This window comes from Ruegeria marisflavi, from assembly GCF_025673445.1.
Taxonomy (GTDB): Bacteria; Pseudomonadota; Alphaproteobacteria; order Rhodobacterales; family Rhodobacteraceae; genus Ruegeria_B; species Ruegeria_B marisflavi.
The window spans coordinates 297,958-313,932 of the sequence record NZ_JAOVQN010000001.1 but is presented as its reverse complement, the minus strand read 5'-3'; the positions used below and the strand labels follow the sequence as shown (position 1 = coordinate 313,932).

14 protein-coding genes are annotated in these 15,975 nt (G+C 66.0%); 8 read left to right on the top strand and 6 right to left on the bottom strand.

The features are described from left to right. Positions 1-9: 9 nt before the first annotated feature. Entirely contained in the window at positions 10-387 is a 378-nt protein-coding gene (locus OEZ49_RS01495; protein ID WP_263386668.1) for a hypothetical protein, read from the top strand. A gap of 76 nt (positions 388-463) precedes the next feature. Here OEZ49_RS01495 and OEZ49_RS01490 read toward each other — a convergent pair whose 3' ends face one another. From OEZ49_RS01490 to gpmI, 3 genes are read right to left on the bottom strand one after another with little or no spacing between them, the layout of a single operon-like run. Further along, complete coding sequence (locus tag OEZ49_RS01490; protein ID WP_263386667.1) at positions 464-1,795, bottom strand: S41 family peptidase; 1,332 nt, start codon at positions 1,793-1,795, stop codon at positions 464-466. 6 nt (positions 1,796-1,801) lie between these two features. After that, complete coding sequence (locus OEZ49_RS01485) at positions 1,802-2,938, bottom strand: murein hydrolase activator EnvC family protein (protein ID WP_263386666.1); 1,137 nt, start codon at positions 2,936-2,938, stop codon at positions 1,802-1,804. Then, entirely contained in the window at positions 2,935-4,452 is a 1,518-nt protein-coding gene (gpmI, locus tag OEZ49_RS01480; RefSeq protein WP_263386665.1) for a 2,3-bisphosphoglycerate-independent phosphoglycerate mutase, read from the bottom strand. Before gpmI ends, OEZ49_RS01485 begins: the two co-directional genes overlap by 4 nt. Before the next feature lie 313 nt (positions 4,453-4,765). Here gpmI and OEZ49_RS01475 point away from each other — a divergent pair, with 313 nt between their 5' ends. Continuing rightward, positions 4,766-5,551: a phosphodiesterase gene (locus tag OEZ49_RS01475; protein ID WP_263386664.1), complete on the top strand. Its 786-nt coding sequence runs from the start codon at positions 4,766-4,768 to the stop codon at positions 5,549-5,551. 3 nt (positions 5,552-5,554) lie between these two features. Beyond that, positions 5,555-6,418, top strand: coding sequence for a DMT family transporter (locus OEZ49_RS01470; RefSeq protein WP_263386663.1), 864 nt, complete (start codon positions 5,555-5,557; stop codon positions 6,416-6,418). Between the two features lie 152 nt (positions 6,419-6,570). On the opposite strand, the gene OEZ49_RS01465 is transcribed toward OEZ49_RS01470, so the two are convergent. From OEZ49_RS01465 to OEZ49_RS01455, 3 genes are all read right to left on the bottom strand, one after another. Beyond that, positions 6,571-7,116 carry a hypothetical protein gene (locus OEZ49_RS01465; RefSeq protein ID WP_263386662.1) on the bottom strand — a complete coding sequence of 182 codons (546 nt, stop codon included), beginning with the start codon at positions 7,114-7,116 and terminating at the stop codon, positions 6,571-6,573. Positions 7,117-7,236: 120 nt separating this feature from the next. Then, on the bottom strand, positions 7,237-10,131 hold the full coding sequence (locus OEZ49_RS01460) for an error-prone DNA polymerase (RefSeq protein ID WP_263386661.1): 2,895 nt from the start codon (positions 10,129-10,131) through the stop codon (positions 7,237-7,239). An 82-nt stretch (positions 10,132-10,213) separates the two neighbouring features. Next, positions 10,214-10,666, bottom strand: a complete 453-nt coding sequence (locus tag OEZ49_RS01455; RefSeq protein WP_263386660.1) for a c-type cytochrome — start codon at positions 10,664-10,666, stop codon at positions 10,214-10,216. A gap of 60 nt (positions 10,667-10,726) precedes the next feature. Here OEZ49_RS01455 and OEZ49_RS01450 point away from each other — a divergent pair, with 60 nt between their 5' ends. The 5 genes from OEZ49_RS01450 to OEZ49_RS01430 all read left to right on the top strand — a co-directional run bounded on the left by OEZ49_RS01450 (position 10,727) and on the right by OEZ49_RS01430 (position 15,933). Then, a complete protein-coding gene (locus OEZ49_RS01450; RefSeq protein WP_263386659.1) occupies positions 10,727-12,379 on the top strand; it encodes a DNA polymerase Y family protein in 1,653 nt (550 codons plus the stop codon). Positions 12,380-12,443: 64 nt separating this feature from the next. Next, a complete protein-coding gene (locus OEZ49_RS01445; RefSeq protein WP_203583099.1) occupies positions 12,444-13,139 on the top strand; it encodes an ArsR/SmtB family transcription factor in 696 nt (231 codons plus the stop codon). Next, positions 13,124-13,612, top strand: coding sequence for a hypothetical protein (locus OEZ49_RS01440; RefSeq protein ID WP_263386658.1), 489 nt, complete (start codon positions 13,124-13,126; stop codon positions 13,610-13,612). Before OEZ49_RS01445 ends, OEZ49_RS01440 begins: the two co-directional genes overlap by 16 nt. 30 nt (positions 13,613-13,642) lie before the next feature. Next, the gene (locus tag OEZ49_RS01435) at positions 13,643-13,993 is read left to right on the top strand and encodes a DUF2794 domain-containing protein (protein ID WP_164130813.1); all 351 of its coding nucleotides are present in this window, start codon (positions 13,643-13,645) and stop codon (positions 13,991-13,993) included. A 71-nt stretch (positions 13,994-14,064) separates the two neighbouring features. Further along, positions 14,065-15,933: an adenylate/guanylate cyclase domain-containing protein gene (locus OEZ49_RS01430; RefSeq protein ID WP_263386657.1), complete on the top strand. Its 1,869-nt coding sequence runs from the start codon at positions 14,065-14,067 to the stop codon at positions 15,931-15,933. Positions 15,934-15,975: the final 42 nt, after the last annotated feature.

Sequence of the window (15,975 nt, the reverse complement as noted above, 5' to 3'; positions counted from 1 at the left end):
GAACATGACATGAGCGAACTAACACTCACCAAAATCCGGTTCCGCAATTCGGTATGGGAAGGGCGCATCGCCGGAGCACCCACCACCGGCAAGCGGCCACGGATCGAGGTCACGCATCTGGATCAACCGGTGGACGGGGTTGAACTGGTCGAAGGCACCGACAGTACGTTCTGGACCCTGACCGTTCCTGTTCCAGAATACGCCATCGCCGACGGCGTGCAGACATTCCTGATCCGGGACGTCGATGCAGATGCGAAGCTAGGCAGCTTCACCATCATCGCCGGAGAAAGCGTGCCCGACGATCTGCGCGCTGAAGTCGAACTGTTGCGGGCCGAACTGGACATGTTGAAGCGCGCCTTTCGGCGTCATTGTCTGGAGACCATGTAGCCCCGATAAACCGGCCTTGGAAACGCAGGAGCCGCGCCCGACGGGCGCGGCTCCTGTCGTATTCACGGTGCGCGGCTTACTTTGCCGGTGTGAAAGCCGACAGGCCCTTGAGTATGTCGATCGCATAGGCCAGTTGGTAATCTTCCTGCCGCAGTTCGGCGGTGGCCTCGGCCTTGGCCCGATCCTCCTCGATCTGGCGGATTTCATCCTCGCTCAGGCTGTCATTGTTCAGACGGCCACGCAGATCGGCCTCGGACCGGGCGCGGGGCGACGTTGACTCCTCCTCGGCTTCAGGGCGGCGGCGCGGCTGTTCAACCACAATGTCCGGGCTAACGCCCAGCGCCTGGATCGAGCGGCCTGACGGCGTGTAATAACGCGCGGTGGTCAGACGCATGGCGCCATCGCCCCGCAGCGGCATCACCGTCTGGACCGACCCTTTGCCAAAGCTCTTGGTCCCGACGACAATCGCCCTGCGATGATCTTGCAACGCGCCTGCCACAATTTCCGACGCAGAGGCAGAGCCGCCATTGATCAACACGACCACCGGCTTGCCCTGCGCCAGATCTCCGTCTGTGGCGTTGAACCGTTCGCCGTCCTCAGGGTTGCGGCCGCGAGTCGACACGATTTCACCGCTGTTCAGGAACGCGTCCGACACCTTGATTGCCTGGGTCAGCAACCCGCCAGGATTGTTACGCAGGTCAAGAACGATACCGTTGATCTTGTCGATACCACCTGCTGCTTCGACCTGCTTCTTCAACCCCTCTTCCAGGTTAGGATAGGTCTGGTCATTGAACGTGGTGACCCGCAAAACAACCGAAGTGCCCTGGGTTCGGGCACGCACGGCGGTCAGCTTGATGGTGTCGCGGATGATCGAAACGTCGAAAGGCTCATCCTCGCCCTCACGCACCACGGTTATCACGATTTCGCTGCCCACCGGGCCGCGCATCAGTTCCACCGCCTTGTCCAGCGTCAGGCCCAGCACGCTTTCACCATCCACATGGGTGATGAAATCGCCCGCCTCGATCCCAGCCTCATCGGCCGGGGTGCCATCAATCGGCGACACGACCTTGACGAAGCCCTCTTCCTGGGTGACCTCGATCCCTAGCCCCCCGAACTCACCCCGTGTCTGCACCCGCATCTGGGCCGCATCCTCGGGCGACAGGTACGAGGAATGCGGATCGAGCGAGGTCAGCATTCCGTCGATCGCCGCCTCGATCAGTTCGCCCGCGTCAACCTCTTCAACGTACTGCGCACGGATGCGTTCGAAAATGTCACCAAACAGGTCCAACTGTTCGTAGACCTTGGAATTGCTCTTTGCCTCTTGCGCCACCAGCGGACCGGCCACCTGTGTCGTTGCAATGATACCCGCCAGGGTTCCGGCCAGACCGGCCACAACGAATCTTCTCATGCTCGTCTATCCATCCTTGTCGGTTCGAAACCACATTTCGGGGTCCACTGGGCTTTCGCCCTCTCTGATCTCTATATAGAGCGTTTCTGTACGCTCTGTACCAGTGCCATCACCGCTTGTTGACAGAATTGCACCAATTTCCTGGTTTGCGCCGCCCATCAATCCAACCGGCGAGCCCGCTGGAATGACCTCGCCCGCGTGCCCATAGACCTCTTGCAGCCCGGACAGCACGATCAGCAGATCGGGTTGCGGCTCCAGGATCACCACATTGCCAAGGTCCAAGAGCGGGCCGCGATACCGTATGGTAGCCGCCGACGGCGCAGAGACCAGCGCCCGGGGTCTGGTGGCAATCAATATGCCGCTGCGGGTGACGCCAGCAGCATCGGCCTGCCCGGCCTTGCGCAGCAGAACCCCCTGCACAGGCAGCGGCAGTTTGCCTTTGAGCGCGCTGATATCGGCAGAGGTCTCGGCAATCTCTCCCTCGGCAATCTCGGCCAGACCGCTGGCGAACCCATCCAGCGTCTCGGTCGACGAGACCAGGATCGCGGTGCGCACCGGGTCTTCTGTAAAGCGGCGCGGCAGGTCGGTTCGGTCGGCAATCGCCTGGCTCAGATCGGCGCGCGCCTGCTGGATCCCAGCCAGACCCTTTTGCAGGGTTTCGGCGGCGCTCTGCTGCAACTCGCGTAGGGTGCGCACCTCGTCCAGATCGTGAGACAGCCGGTCAACCTGCGCTTTCAGAGCTGGTGTCACCTCGGCCACCATCATGGCCGAGCGCGCCGCGCCCAGGGGGCCGGAGGGATGTAAAAGCAGGACGGGCGGCGGCGAGGTTTCGATGGTCTGCAAAACGCCAAGCAGTTGAGAAACCTCGTTTTCGCGCGCCTTGAGTTGCGCCGAAAGCTGCCCTTCGCGAGTGCTGACACGCCGTAACCCGTCGCGCATGGCGGCAAGCCCGGCCTCGAAAGCCTGCACGGTATCAGTCAGGGCACGCACCCTGTCGCGAGCGCTTTCGGCTTCGGAGAGGGAGATCGACGCCTCTTCAAGCATCTGCGCTGCCAGGCGGGCCGCCGTGGCCGGGTCGGTCTCAGCAACCGCCGTTCCGGCCCACAGGCCAAAGCCGAGCAACAGGGCGGCGCGCCGGATCATGACAGCAGGCTCTCGCCAGTCATCTCGGGCGGTTTCGGCAGGCCCATCAGCGCCAGAACGGTGGGGGCAAGATCGCTCAAGCGACCGTCACGCAAAGTGGTCCCCGCTGGGCCGCCGACCAGCGCCACCGGAACCGGGTTCAGCGTGTGCGCAGTATGCGGGCCACCGGTGACCGGGTCGATCATCATCTCGCAATTGCCGTGATCGGCGGTGACGATCATGGCGCCGCCCGCCTGCTCGAGCGCGGCGATGACGCGTGTAAGTTCTTGATCTACAGCCTCGCAGGCCTTGATCGCGGCTTTCAGATCGCCGGTATGGCCGACCATGTCGGGGTTGGCGTAATTGGTGACGATCAGATCATAGCCCGCACCGATTGCCTCGACGAACTTGTCGGTGACTTCGGGCGCGCTCATCTCGGGTTGCAGGTCATAGGTCGCCACCTTGGGCGATTTCGGCATGAACCGGTCTTCGCCCGGTTCGGGGGCTTCCTTGCCGCCATTCAGGAAGAAGGTGACATGGGGATATTTCTCGGTCTCGGCCAAACGGAACTGGCGCCGCCCGTGTTTGGCAACCCATTCGCCCAGCGTGTTGACGATATCGCGCTTGGGAAAGACCGTGGTCATATAGGCATTGTGGCCCTCGGAATACTCGACCATCCCGAGGAGCGCGGCCAGCGCCGGGCGGCGGCCGGTGTCGAAATCGGCAAAGCCCGGCTCGCCGATGGCGCGCAGGATCTCGCGGGCGCGGTCGGCGCGGAAGTTCAGGCAAAAGAAGCCATCTCCATCCTTAACACCTTGATATCCCTTCAAAATAGTGGCCGAGATAAACTCGTCGCTTTCTGACTGATTATAGGCATGGTCGATGGCCGAATGGGCGGTCATGACCTGACGGCCCTGCCCCTTGATCATCGCATCATAGGCTTCCTGCACCCGCTCCCACCGGTTATCGCGGTCCATTGCGAAATAGCGCCCGGTGACGGTGACTATGCGAGCGCCTTTGGGTAGGTGGTCTTCAAGCTCGGCGACATAGCCATAGGCCGATCTCGGCGCCACATCGCGCCCGTCGGTCACGGCGTGCAGCGCCACCGGCACTCCGGCACGGGTGATCGCCTGCGCCGCGGCCACGATATGGTTGATATGGCCATGCACCCCCCCATCCGAGGCCAGCCCCATCAGATGTGCCGTCCCACCGGAAGACTTTGTTTTTGCAATGAAATCCTGAAGTGCCGCATTGTCGAAAAACGACCCGTCCTCGATCGCGAGGTCGATCTGGCCAAGGTCCATCGCCACCACCCGGCCGGCACCGATATTGGTGTGGCCGACCTCGGAGTTGCCCATCTGCCCGCTGGGCAGGCCCACGTCGGGGCCGTGGGTGATCAGTTTTGCGTGCGGTCCCTTGCTCATGATCGCGTCAAAGGTCGGGGTCTGCGCCAGATATGGCGCGTTGGCACGGGTGTCGTCGGAGAGGCCCCAGCCATCGAGAATGCACAGGACAACGGGTTTGGGGGCGGTCATTTCAGGTCTCCGGAAACTGCTCTGGCGACTTCTACCCTGTGGCCGCGCGGGGGTGAACCTGCTTTTTTGTCCCGCACATTTTAGGATATTGACCGTTTTGTACCGCACTCCGGGATCCGATTGACCGTTTTGTACAGGTTTTCCAGCTTGTATTTCCGGCGCGAAAGCGACCGCAAGGTCGCGGCTCCGGCGTAGTTTTCCGACCGCCAACGGTCGTGTTTCGGCAAGCCGCCGCTTGCAATCACGGGTCAAGTGGCGGCAAGTGACGGCTGTCGTCAGTCATGGTCGCCGAAAGCATTCAGGGAAGGTTCGGATGAAGTTCATTCACATTACAGACACCCATCTTGTCGGCGACGGTCAGCCGTTGAATGGCGGGGTGCCGTCGACGCGGCTGGATGCCTGTCTGGATGACATCGCGCGCTGGCATGGCGACGCCGCGTTCTGCGTGATCTCGGGGGATCTGGCCGAGTTTGCCGAGGCCGAGGCCTACCGGGTGCTCAAGGCTCGGCTCGACCGTTTCGCCCTTCCCTGTTTCCTGATGATCGGCAACCACGACGACCGCGACGTGTTCCTGTCGGTGTTTCCAGACCATCCGAAAGACGAGCACGGGTTCATCCAGCACCGGTTCGAGACCGGCGAAGGCGTTTTCCTGTTCCTCGACACCACCCGCGACGGGCGCGACAATCACGACGGGCAGTTGTGCCCGGCGCGGCTGAGCTGGCTTCGCACGCAGCTGGAGGAGGCCGGGGACAGACCCACCTATCTGTTCCTGCACCACCCGCCCTTTGGCATCGGCATTTCTTATGTCGATGATATCCGCCTGGCCGATGTGGATGCCTTTGCCGAGGTACTGGGGCATGGGCGCAATATCCGGCACGTGTTCTACGGGCATGTGCATCGCATGACCTATGTGAACTGGCGCGGCATCCCGTTCACCAGCCTGCCCAGCCTGAACCACCAGGTGCCGCTGATCCCGGCCAGCGTGGCGGGCGAGTTCTGCGACGAGCCGCCCGCCTATGGCATCGTGCAGATCGCGGACGATCAGATGACGGTGCATTTCAACACTTTCCTTCAGCGCAACCCGCTGCACCAGACCTGAGGCATGGAGGCGTACTGGATCGCCCTCGTCCTGGTCTCGGCCGCGACCCACCCTTTGCGCGACCTGACGCTGAAGGGCGCGGCGCATCCGGTGTCGTGCTATGTCGGTGTGTCGGTGATCTGGGTGCTGCTGGCGGCGGGCCATGCATGGATCAGCGGCACCGCGCTGAGCCTGCCGCGGGAGACCTGGCCGTTTGTGATCATCTCGGCGCTGGGGCTAGCCCTGTATTACTATGGCACCCTGTCGGCGCTGCGGCGGGGCAATCTGTCGGTCTATTACCCGATCGTCCGGTCCTCGCCGGTGGCCATCGTCGCGTTCAGCTGGCTGGTGCTGGAGCGGGACTATGCCTCGCTGGCCCTCTTGGGGATCGCGCTGGTGCTGCTGGGCAGCCTGATGATCCAGAAATCGCCGGGCGGGCTGTTGCAGGATCGCCGGGCCTTTGGCCTGGCGGTGCTGGCGATGCTGGGCTCGGCCGCCTATTCGCTGAGCGATGCGGCGGCGATGCAGCAGGTTTCGCCCGCGCCTTTTCTGTTCTTTACCTATATCCTGGTGGTGCTGATGCTGTCGGGCATCCGCGCCTGGGAGGATCGCGCCGCCGAGGCGCCGTTTCTGGGCGTGGTGCGGGGTTGGGCGCTGGCGCCCGGGCGGATCGTCTTTGCCGGGGTCGCGTCTTATCTGTCGTACCTGCTGATCCTGAGCGCCTTTGGACTAGGGGCCGAGGCCGCCACGGTCAGCGCCGTGCGGCAGGCGTCGATCCCGGTTTCGGTGATCCTGGCGGCGGTGGTGCTGAAGGAACCCCGGTTTCTGCACCGGATCGGCTGGGCCAGCCTGATCGGTCTGGGGGTCCTGTCGATCTCGCTGTCCTGACGAGCGGGCGCCTCGGCCCGCCAGGGCAGGATCGCGGGGCGCAGCCCCGCCCCCGGGTGCGCCTTGATTCTATGGCCGACAGCCGGTTGTACCCAACCGGTGTCGAAGTGGTGTTTCCTTTGCCCGGCAGTGGTGCGCGCCATGCGCAATGGTCAGCCTGGAACAGCTTGCGCCAGAAAGTCTGTAACCGGTGCGAGCGCCCTTGACCGAGGTGCGCCCCGCAATGCCGCCTCGGCCGGACACCAGGGATAGGGAAGGGCTGACAACCAACGCATGATGCTGTGTGTATGGTGCTGGTCCAGTAACTCCATCACCTCAATCGTAATCTTGAGTGCACCAACAAGGGGTTCGGGTTGGTTCAGAAATGTCCACGCGTATGATCCGCATCCGACCCGGACTTCGCCGGTCTCCTTTCGCGTCATTCCCACCAACCAGTTACAGGTAAACTGTAGTGCATCGTCGGTGGGCGCCTTGGTCAGGCAGAATGTATAGACATTCTCGTTTTCGGAAGAGAACCGGCGGACCAGCGTTTGAGTAATCTCATCCAAGCCGACAGCAACGGATGGGAAGGCGATTGCATCGGTCCTTACATCCATCTCCAACCGAGCCCTCTCGGAAAAGGCCCTTTGCATCAACCAAGGTCGGTTGTTGTCCTTTGCAAGGATGTAGGTGGAGATAATATCTGCAACGCCGGTCATGGGGCCTCGTCTGCGACTCGATTGCCGTCCCCTGAATGTTAAAGTTCGCCTGCATGCTTTTCCTACGAGAAACTGGTAGCTGGGTCTTGGGATACCGGCGCTGGCCTCTCCCCTTCCCTTTCACGCCGCCGGTGTCAGCAGGTGCCGGAGCAGCGCGACCGGGTGCGCCTTGAGGCTGAGGCGCATGGCGACGTAATCCTCGACCACCTGCTCGCCCAGCGCCATCTGCGGCAGATGCGCGGCGGGCTCGTCGATCATCTCGCCGTCGATATCCTGCGCGAAGAGCGGCAGCGGCCGGGCGGTGGTGATCGCCTTGGCGGCCCAGAGCGCGGCGCGGCGGCTGAGGCCGCAATCGGCGAAGGCATCGGCCTCGGCCAGCCGGGACAGGATCGCGGGGCCCAGCCCCGCCCGCCGCCAGACATCCTCGACCGTGCCATAGCCATTGCCGCGCGCGGCGGTGAGCCAGCTGGCGTCCTCTTCGCTGAGCCCCCTGATCTGGCGGAAGCCCAGCCGCAGCGCCAGCCCGCCGCGCCCGTCGGGTTCCATCACATTGTCCCAGTAGCTGGAATTGATGCAGACAGGGCGCACCGTGACCCCGTGTTCGCGGGCGTCGCGGACGATCTGGGCCGGGGCGTAGAAGCCCATCGGCTGGCTGTTGAGAAGCGCGCAGGCGAAGATGCCGGGATGGTGGCACTTGATCCAGGCGCTGGCATAGACCAGCAGCGCGAAGGAGGCGGCATGGCTTTCGGGAAAGCCATAGCTGCCGAACCCCTCGATCTGGGAAAAGCAGCGCTCGGCAAAATCCGGGTCATAGCCGTTGCGGGCCATGCCGCGCAGGAAGAGCGCGCGGAACTCGCTGACAGAGCCGTGTTTCTTGAAGGTGGCAAGCGAACGGCGCAACCTGTCGGCCTGTTCGGGGGTGAAGCCCGCGCCGACGATGGCGATCTGCATCGCCTGTTCCTGGAACAGCGGCACGCCCAGCGTCTTGCCCAGCACCTCGCCCAGCGCGTCCGAGGGAAACTCGACCTTTTCCTCGCCATTCCGGCGGCGGATATAGGGATGCACCATGTCGCCCTGGATGGGGCCGGGGCGGATGATGGCGACCTCGATCACCAGATCGTAGAAATTGCGCGGCCGCATGCGGGGCAGGAAGTTCATCTGTGCCCGGCTTTCGACCTGGAACACGCCGACCGAGTCGGCGCGGCAGAGCATGTCATAGACCGCCGGATCCTCGGGCGGCAGGGTGGCCAGCGTATAGTCGGCCTGATGATGCCGCGCGATCAGATCGAAGGCCTTGCGGATGCAGGTGAGCATGCCAAGGCTGAGCACATCGACCTTGAGGATGCCGAGGCTGTCGATATCGTCCTTGTCCCAGCAGATGACGGTGCGGTCCTCCATCGTGGCGTTCTCGATCGGCACCAGTTCGTCGAGCCGCCCCTCGGTGATGATGAAGCCGCCGACATGCTGGCTGAGGTGGCGGGGAAAGCCCACGATCTCGTAGACCAGCGCCATGGTCTGTTGCAGGCGGCGGTCGGTCGGGTCGAGCCCGATCTCGCGCATGCGCTGCGCCTCGAGCCCCTGGGTCGAGAAGAAGCCCCAGAGCTGCGAGCTGAGCGCGCTGATCGTGTCCTCGGTCAGGCCCATGGCGCGGCCCACCTCGCGGATGGCGCGCTTGCCCCGGTAATGGATGACGGTGGCGCAGAGCCCGGCGCGGTGGCGGCCATAGCGGGCATAGATGTGCTGGATCACCTCCTCGCGCCGTTCGTGTTCGAAATCGACGTCGATGTCGGGAGGTTCGTCGCGCGCCTCGGAGACGAAGCGTTCGAACACCATGGTGCCCATCTCGGGGCTGACCGAGGTCACCCCAAGGCAGTAGCAGACCACCGAATTGGCCGCGCTGCCGCGCCCCTGGCAGAGGATGCCGCGCGACCGGGCGAAATGCACGATGTCGCGGACGGTGAGGAAATAGGGCTCGTATTTCAGCTTGCCGATGAGCGCCAGTTCATGTGCCAGCATGCCCTTGACGCGGTCCGGCGCGCCCGCCGGATAGCGCCATGTCAGCCCCTCATGCGCCAGCCGCGACAGGCGCTCGACAGGGGTCTCGGACCCGCTGACCTCGCTGGGGTATTCATAGCGCAGCTCATCGAGCGAGAAGGTCAGCGCCTGGCTCAGCGCACCGGCGCGGGCCACCGCGCCCTCGTGGCCCCGGAACAGGCGCAGCATCTCGGGCCCTGAGCGCAGGCGCTGTTCGCCATTGGCCAGCGCGTCGCGGCCGAGCTGGTCGACCCGGCGGCGCAGGCGGATGGCGGTCAGCACATCGGCCAGCTTGCGGCGGGCGCCGTGGTGCAGGCGCGGTGCCGCGCTGGCCAGGGTCGGCAGGCCCAGTCGGCGCGCCTCGGCCTCGAGCGCGGCGAGGCGGGTGGCATCGGCCCCGTCATAGTGCGGTGTCAGCAGCAGGTGCATCTGCCCGGCAAAGCGGCGCGCCAGCCGTGGCACCTGTGGCCAGGCCCCGCCCGCGCCGCCCGGAGAGGGCAGCGCCCGTGGCCAGAGCAGCAGGTGGAGTCCGCCCGCAAACGCTTCGAGGTCGGACAGGTGCAGGATGCAATCGCCCTTTTCCGCCCTGAGCCGCCCGGTGGACAGGATACGGCAGAGACTGGCCCAGCCCTGCCGGTTCACCGGCAGCACGGTGACCGGGGGAGCATCGGTGAACAGCAGCCGCGCCGCAGGGATCAGGCGCGGCACCGCGTGGACGGGAAACGAGGGCGGTTTCGGCAGATGTGCGGGACAGGGCGGGCCGATGGGCGTATGCGCCGCCTCCCAGTCCAGCCGTTCCTGCACCCGGCGCGCGATCTCGCGGGCGCGGGTATGGGCGCGCACGATACCCGCCACCGAGTTGTCATCGGCGATGGCGATGGCGGGCAGGCCCAGCAGAACCGCGCGCTCCATATACTCCTCGGGGTGCGAGGCCCCGGTGAGAAAGGTGAAATTCGAGGTGATCGACAATTCGGCATACATGGCGAATCGCGATTATATTCACGTTTTGTTCTCCTTTCGAGACCCATCCGTATTGGCCCGGCGCATTCCGGCTCTTTAGTCCTTATTGCCCTGTCCGGTAGCGGCTGTGGCAGGCCAGACAGGCCGACATCACCGCCGGCAGGCTGCGGCGCAGCGCGGGCAGGTTGTTGGTGCGCAGCCCCCGGGCCGCCTGGCGCGCGGCTTCGGCGCTGCGCAGGAAGGCGGGCCAGTTCCCCCATATCTCGGGGCGGGCGCGGGTGTGCCTGTCGAAATAGGGCTGTTCGAACCGATCGGGCAGGTCGGAGAGCGCCTCCAGCAGCCGGGCGCGGGCGGCGCGGGCGGCGGCCCGGTCGAAATGGCGGCGCAGCGCGCTCATCTCACCCAGGACGGCCAGCGCCGCCTTGGCCGATTTCATCGTGGCCTGGCGTGCCAGCACCGCCTCGTCCCGGACCACGGGCTCGTCGGCGCGGACGCCGGACAGAAGCCAGGCGGCCAGCAAGGCGCAGATCGCCAGCTCGACCAGGTGCCGCCTCATCTCGACAGGCTCGGCGATTCGGGATTAAGAACAAAAAGTGAACAAGAAGATGTCTGCCGCATGTCCAAACGCCGTATCCTTTCGCTGTGGTTTCCCCGCCTGGGCGCGGAACGGGTGATGCGGGCCGAACGCGGCCTGCATGCGGGCCCTCTGGCCGTGGTCGAGGAACAGTCCAACATGCAGGTTATCAGCGCGTTAAACGCGGCGGCCGAGGCGGCAGGGCTGCGCGTGGGCCAGCCGGTGCGCGATGCCCATGCGATGTGCGGCGGGCTGCTCACCCGGCCCCGCAACCCGCCCGCCGAACAGCTGTTCCTGACCGCGCTCAGGCGCTGGGCGGGCAAGTTCAGCCCCTGGGTGGCCGAGGAGCCGCCCGACGGGCTGGTGGTGGAGCTGACCGGCTGCGCGCATCTGTTCGGCGGCGAGACGGCGCTGTTGGGCGTGGTCGAGGGCGATTGCGCCGACATGGGACTGAGCGTGCGGATGGGTATCGCCGACACGCTGGGCGCGGCCTGGGCGCTGGCGCGCTATGCCGGTCAGCAGCCGGGATCGGACCGATCCGGCGACGCCATCGCGCAGGAGGCGCGCGCCACCCGCGCCCGCGCCGGAAAGCGGCGGCACTGGACCAAGGGCGGCGCCGCGCCGCAGGTGGTAACCCCGGGCGGCGGCGCGCGGATCGCGGCGCCGGGACAATGCCATGGCGTGCTGGGGCCGCTGCCGGTGGCGGCGCTGCGGCTGGAGCCCGACACGGTGGCGCAGCTGGGCCGTCTGGGCCTGCGGCGGATCGGCGACCTGCTGGGCCAGCCGCGCGCCGCGCTGGCGCGGCGGTTCGGGCGGGGGCTGGTGCTGCGGTTGGATCAAGCGATGGGCAGCGCGCCCGAGCCGGTGTCGCCCGCGCGCGCGCCCGACCGGTTCGCGGTGCGGATGACCCTGCCCAATCCGATCGGGCTGACCGAGGACGTGCTGGCCGCCATCGACCGGGTGCTGCCCGCGCTCTGCGCGCGGCTGGAGGACAAGGGGCGCGGCGCGCGGACCCTGCGGCTGGAGGCGCACCGGGTCGACCAGGCCGCCGAGGTGATCGAGATCGGGCTGGCCCGGCCCACGTTCGACCCCCATCGCATCCGGCACCTGCTGGAGATGAAGCTGGAGCGGATCGACGCGGGATACGGGATCGACATGCTGCGGCTGGCGGCGGTGCAGACCGAGCCGGTGCATGCCCGGACCCTGTCGGGCCATGCCGAGGCCGGGCGCGCGGTGCGTGACCGGCTGGCGGGCAATACCGCGCTGGACGACCTGATCGGGAAGCTGGGCGCGCGGGTCGGGCTGGAGGCGATCACCCGGATGCATCCGGCGGCCTCGCATATTCCCGAAAAGACGGCCAAGGTACTGGCCGCCGCCTGGTCGGAGCCGGCGGACAACTGGCCCGCGCCGCCGCGCCCGCGCCCGCTGCTGTTGTGGCGGCCCGAACCGGTGATGGCGCCCGACAGCCCGGCGGTGCCCGCCGGGTTCCGCTGGCGCGGGCGCAACTGGGCGCTGGCCACGGCCACCGGGCCGGAGCGGATCGCGCCGGAATGGTGGCTGGACGATCCCGAATGGCGCAGCGGGGTGCGCGACTATTGGGTGGTGGTGACGGAACAGGGCGACCGGCTGTGGCTGTTCTATGCCCATGGCGGCACGATGTCGCCCGGATGGTTCTGCCAGGGGTCCTTTGCCTGACGATCAGGCCGCGGGCGAAGTGTTTTTGCTGGGGCACGCGGGGCGGGCGGGTTAGGTTGTGGACATGACCCTGACCCCTCGCCTCGATATCCTGGGCGCCGCCCTTGCCGATACCAGCCGCGCGCGGATGCTGTGCGAACTGATGGACGGCCGCGCCTATACCAACAAGGAGCTGGCCAGCGCCGCCGGTATCACGCCGCAGACCGCCACCGCGCATCTGCGGCGGCTGGAGGAGGCCGGGCTGATCAGCGCGGCGCGCAGCGGCCGGTGCCTCTATCACCGGATCGCGGGGCCGGAAGTGGCCGAGGCGCTGGAAACCCTGTCGGCGCTGGCGCCGAGCGATCACCTGTACCGCGCGCAGCAGCGCAAGGGCGCGCGGCTGAAGATGCTGGAGGCGCGCAGCTGTTACGACCACCTAGCCGGGCGGCTGGGGGTGGGGATCGCGCAGGCCCTGCTGGCCTCGGGCGACCTGCTGCCGGATGGGGCGCAATACCGTGCGGTACCCTCGGAACGCTGGGCGAAACTGGGGGTCAGCCTGAGCGGGCGGGCGCCGCTGGCGCGGCCCTGCCTGGACTGGACCGAGCGGCTGCCGCATGTGGCGGGCCCCATCGGGCGCGAGATCCTGACCCACGGTCTGACCGCCGGATGGCTGCGGCGCATCCGGGGCGAGCGGGGCCTGGATGTGACCCCTGCCGGGGCGGCAGCGCTGCGCCAGATCCTCGGGCTGCGCTGGGAGGGCGGACAATGCTGCCCCGCCTGAGCTCGGAGCGGTTCACCGCCGAGGCGGGGTATCGGGTGATGGTGCAGGTGCCCGCGCCAGAGGCGGCCGCCCTGCGGGCGGCGATCCTGGCGGAGGACCCGTTGCAATGGGGCGATTACGATCAGGTCAGCCACGAGACCGGCGGCGTGCAGCGCTTTCGCTCGCTGCCCGGCGGGGTGAACGCGGCCACCGAGGTGGCGGTCGAGGTACCCTGTCTCGAGCTGAGCTTCTTCCTGCCCGAAGGAGCCGCGCGGCTGGAACGGGTGATCCGCGCGATCTATCGCGCGCATCCCTACGAGGAGCCGGTGATCCAGGTGGTGGCCGCCCTGCGCACCCGCCATATCCGGGGGCTGGATCAGGACAATCCGAACCGGTTCTGGAACCGCGCCGATGCCGATTGGGTGCCCGACGCGCATCGGCGCGGCGTGCCCGGCACGCCTCAGCCCGGCACAGAGGATACGCGGGAGGCTTGATTTGCCCGCAAATTGCGGCAAGCTGTAAACATGAACATGCAGCCTCCCAGCCCGTATCCCGCGGGCCCGGCCCAGACTCAGGTCGCCTTTGACAGGCGCGAATTGTCCGTCATCCTTGGCGTGTATGGCCGCATGGTGGCCGCCGGCGAATGGCGCGATTACGGCATTTCCAACCTGACCGACGTGGCGGTGTTCTCGGTGTTCCGGCGCACCGCCGAACACCCGCTCTACCGCATCGAAAAGCGACCGCGCCTGCGGGGGCGACAGGGTATGTATGCGGTTGTGGGCATGGACGGACGTATCCTTAAGCGTGGTCACGATCTGAAATCGGTGCTGCGGGTGCTGGAACGCAAGCTGATCCGGGTGGTGAACCCGGACTGACGCCGGAGCATATCCTGCCCGGCCAGAGGACCGCCAACGGTTAATCGCGGCCGGGTGTTGGAGGGGGCAAGATGGAACGGCGTATCGCTGCAATCCTGGCCGCCGACATGGTCGGCTTCAGCCGCCTGGTCGAGCTGGACGAGGCGGGCACGCTGGCGCGGCAGAAACGGCACCGGCTGGAGCTGATCGACCCCACCATCCGCGACCACCACGGGCGGATCATCAAGCTGACCGGCGACGGGCTGATCGCCGAGTTCAACTCGGTCGTCGAGGCGATGCAGGCCGCCGTGCTGGTCCAGCGCGCCATGATTGCGCGCGAGGCGGAGGTGCCCGAGGACCGGCGCATCCGCTACCGCATCGCCATCAATCTGGGCGACGTGGTGTTCGACGAGGGCGATATCTATGGCGATGGGGTGAACATCGCCGCGCGGCTGGAGGCGCTGGCCGAACCGGGCGGCATCGTGGTCTCGGGCACCGCCCATGACATGCTGAAATCGCAGGTCGAGGTCGGGTACCGGCCGCTGGGCGAGAAACGGCTGAAGAATATCTCGACCCCGGTGCGGGTGTTTCAGGTCACGGATGGCCCTGTTGCACCCCATGGAGGGGCCATGCAGGGGCGGTTTGCGCGCCCGGCGCTGGTCTTGCTTGCTGCGGCGGTCGCGCTTGGTGTGCTGGGCTGGGTCTGGACGCGGCCGGATTTCACCCCGGTCGATCCGGAGGAAATGGCGCTGGAACTGCCGAAAAAGCCGTCAATCGCGGTGTTGCCCTTTGAAACGCGCGGCGAGGCGGGATCGCAGGGCTGGGTGGCGGATGCGATCACCGAAAGCGTAACTTCAACCCTGTCGTTTTCACCCGACATGCTGGTGATCGCGCATTCGACGATGAACGGGTACAAGAACCGGCAGGTGAACGCGACTGACGTCGCCCGCGACCTTGGCGTGCGCTATATTCTCAGTGGCAGCGTGTTGCGCTCTGGCGAGACGCTGCGGGTGACCACCGAACTGGCCGACGCGATCAAGGGTCAGCAGATCTGGTCGATCCGCGAAGACAGCAGCATGGGCGACCTACTTGCCTTGCAGGACGGGATATCCCGGCGCGTGTTCGAGGAGCTTTCGGTATCGTTGACGGTGGGAGAAGGCACCCGGACATGGCTCGAAAGGTCGGGCAGTTTCGAGAATTATGTCGCCATGGTCCAGGGTCGGGCCGAGTTTCAGAAGTTCAGCCCCGAAGGTCATGCGAATGCCGAACGCCTTTGGGGCGCGCTCTATCGCAAGGATCCCGACCGGGCGAACACAAACTACCTTATGGGCTGGCTTTTCTGGCAGAAGCTAACGCTTGGCCTGCCCAACGATCCGGCAACGGATTGGCAAAAGGCGATGGATTTTTCCTCACATGCCATCGAACTGGAAGAATACGGGGATTTTTACACCCTGGCCGCGATCCTGACGCAAGTAGTGGGCCAACATGACGAGGCCATCGCGCTGGCCGACAAGGCGATTGCGCTGGCGCCGGGCAGCGCCGACGCAAACGCGCTGGGCGGGCTGGTCAAGGCGACATCCGGACAGCCACGCGAGGGGCTGGAGCTGATGGAGCGGGGCATGCGGCTGGAGCCCGACTATCCCGAGTGGCTGCCTGCCTCCGTCACCTATGCCCGTCTGGAACTGGGCCTCTACGACGAGGCCAGGAAACTGGCGCGCGAGGTTCTGGCATCCGACATGAAGGATGTCCGGGCCAAGCCCCAGGCGCAGTCCGTGTTGGTGGTCGCCGCTGTTTTCGAGGGCAAGATGGAAGAGGCGCGCAAGGAGGCCCGGAAGATGCTTGCAATCTTTCCGCAAGCCAGCGCCGCCTATTTCAGGCAGATTCGGGCAACCCACAGGAACCAGACATTCCTGGAAAGATACCTGGATGCGCTGGTTCAGGCCGGGATTCCCGAGAACTGAGTGGCGGGGACGGAGCGTATGCTGATCGGGATGCTCAAGGCC

Bases quoted from the DNA above. Each gene is read 5' to 3' on its own strand.
- OEZ49_RS01495 (WP_263386668.1), top strand. From the start codon at position 10: ATGAGCGAACTAACACTCACCAAAATCCGGTTCCGCAATTCGGTATGG.
- OEZ49_RS01490 (WP_263386667.1), bottom strand. From the start codon at position 1,795: ATGAGAAGATTCGTTGTGGCCGGTCTGGCCGGAACCCTGGCGGGTATC.
- OEZ49_RS01485 (WP_263386666.1), bottom strand. From the start codon at position 2,938: ATGATCCGGCGCGCCGCCCTGTTGCTCGGCTTTGGCCTGTGGGCCGGA.
- gpmI (WP_263386665.1), bottom strand. From the start codon at position 4,452: ATGACCGCCCCCAAACCCGTTGTCCTGTGCATTCTCGATGGCTGGGGC.
- OEZ49_RS01475 (WP_263386664.1), top strand. From the start codon at position 4,766: ATGAAGTTCATTCACATTACAGACACCCATCTTGTCGGCGACGGTCAG.
- OEZ49_RS01470 (WP_263386663.1), top strand. From the start codon at position 5,555: ATGGAGGCGTACTGGATCGCCCTCGTCCTGGTCTCGGCCGCGACCCAC.
- OEZ49_RS01465 (WP_263386662.1), bottom strand. From the start codon at position 7,116: ATGACCGGCGTTGCAGATATTATCTCCACCTACATCCTTGCAAAGGAC.
- OEZ49_RS01460 (WP_263386661.1), bottom strand. From the start codon at position 10,131: ATGTATGCCGAATTGTCGATCACCTCGAATTTCACCTTTCTCACCGGG.
- OEZ49_RS01455 (WP_263386660.1), bottom strand. From the start codon at position 10,666: ATGAGGCGGCACCTGGTCGAGCTGGCGATCTGCGCCTTGCTGGCCGCC.
- OEZ49_RS01450 (WP_263386659.1), top strand. From the start codon at position 10,727: ATGTCCAAACGCCGTATCCTTTCGCTGTGGTTTCCCCGCCTGGGCGCG.
- OEZ49_RS01445 (WP_203583099.1), top strand. From the start codon at position 12,444: ATGACCCTGACCCCTCGCCTCGATATCCTGGGCGCCGCCCTTGCCGAT.
- OEZ49_RS01440 (WP_263386658.1), top strand. From the start codon at position 13,124: ATGCTGCCCCGCCTGAGCTCGGAGCGGTTCACCGCCGAGGCGGGGTAT.
- OEZ49_RS01435 (WP_164130813.1), top strand. From the start codon at position 13,643: ATGAACATGCAGCCTCCCAGCCCGTATCCCGCGGGCCCGGCCCAGACT.
- OEZ49_RS01430 (WP_263386657.1), top strand. From the start codon at position 14,065: ATGGAACGGCGTATCGCTGCAATCCTGGCCGCCGACATGGTCGGCTTC.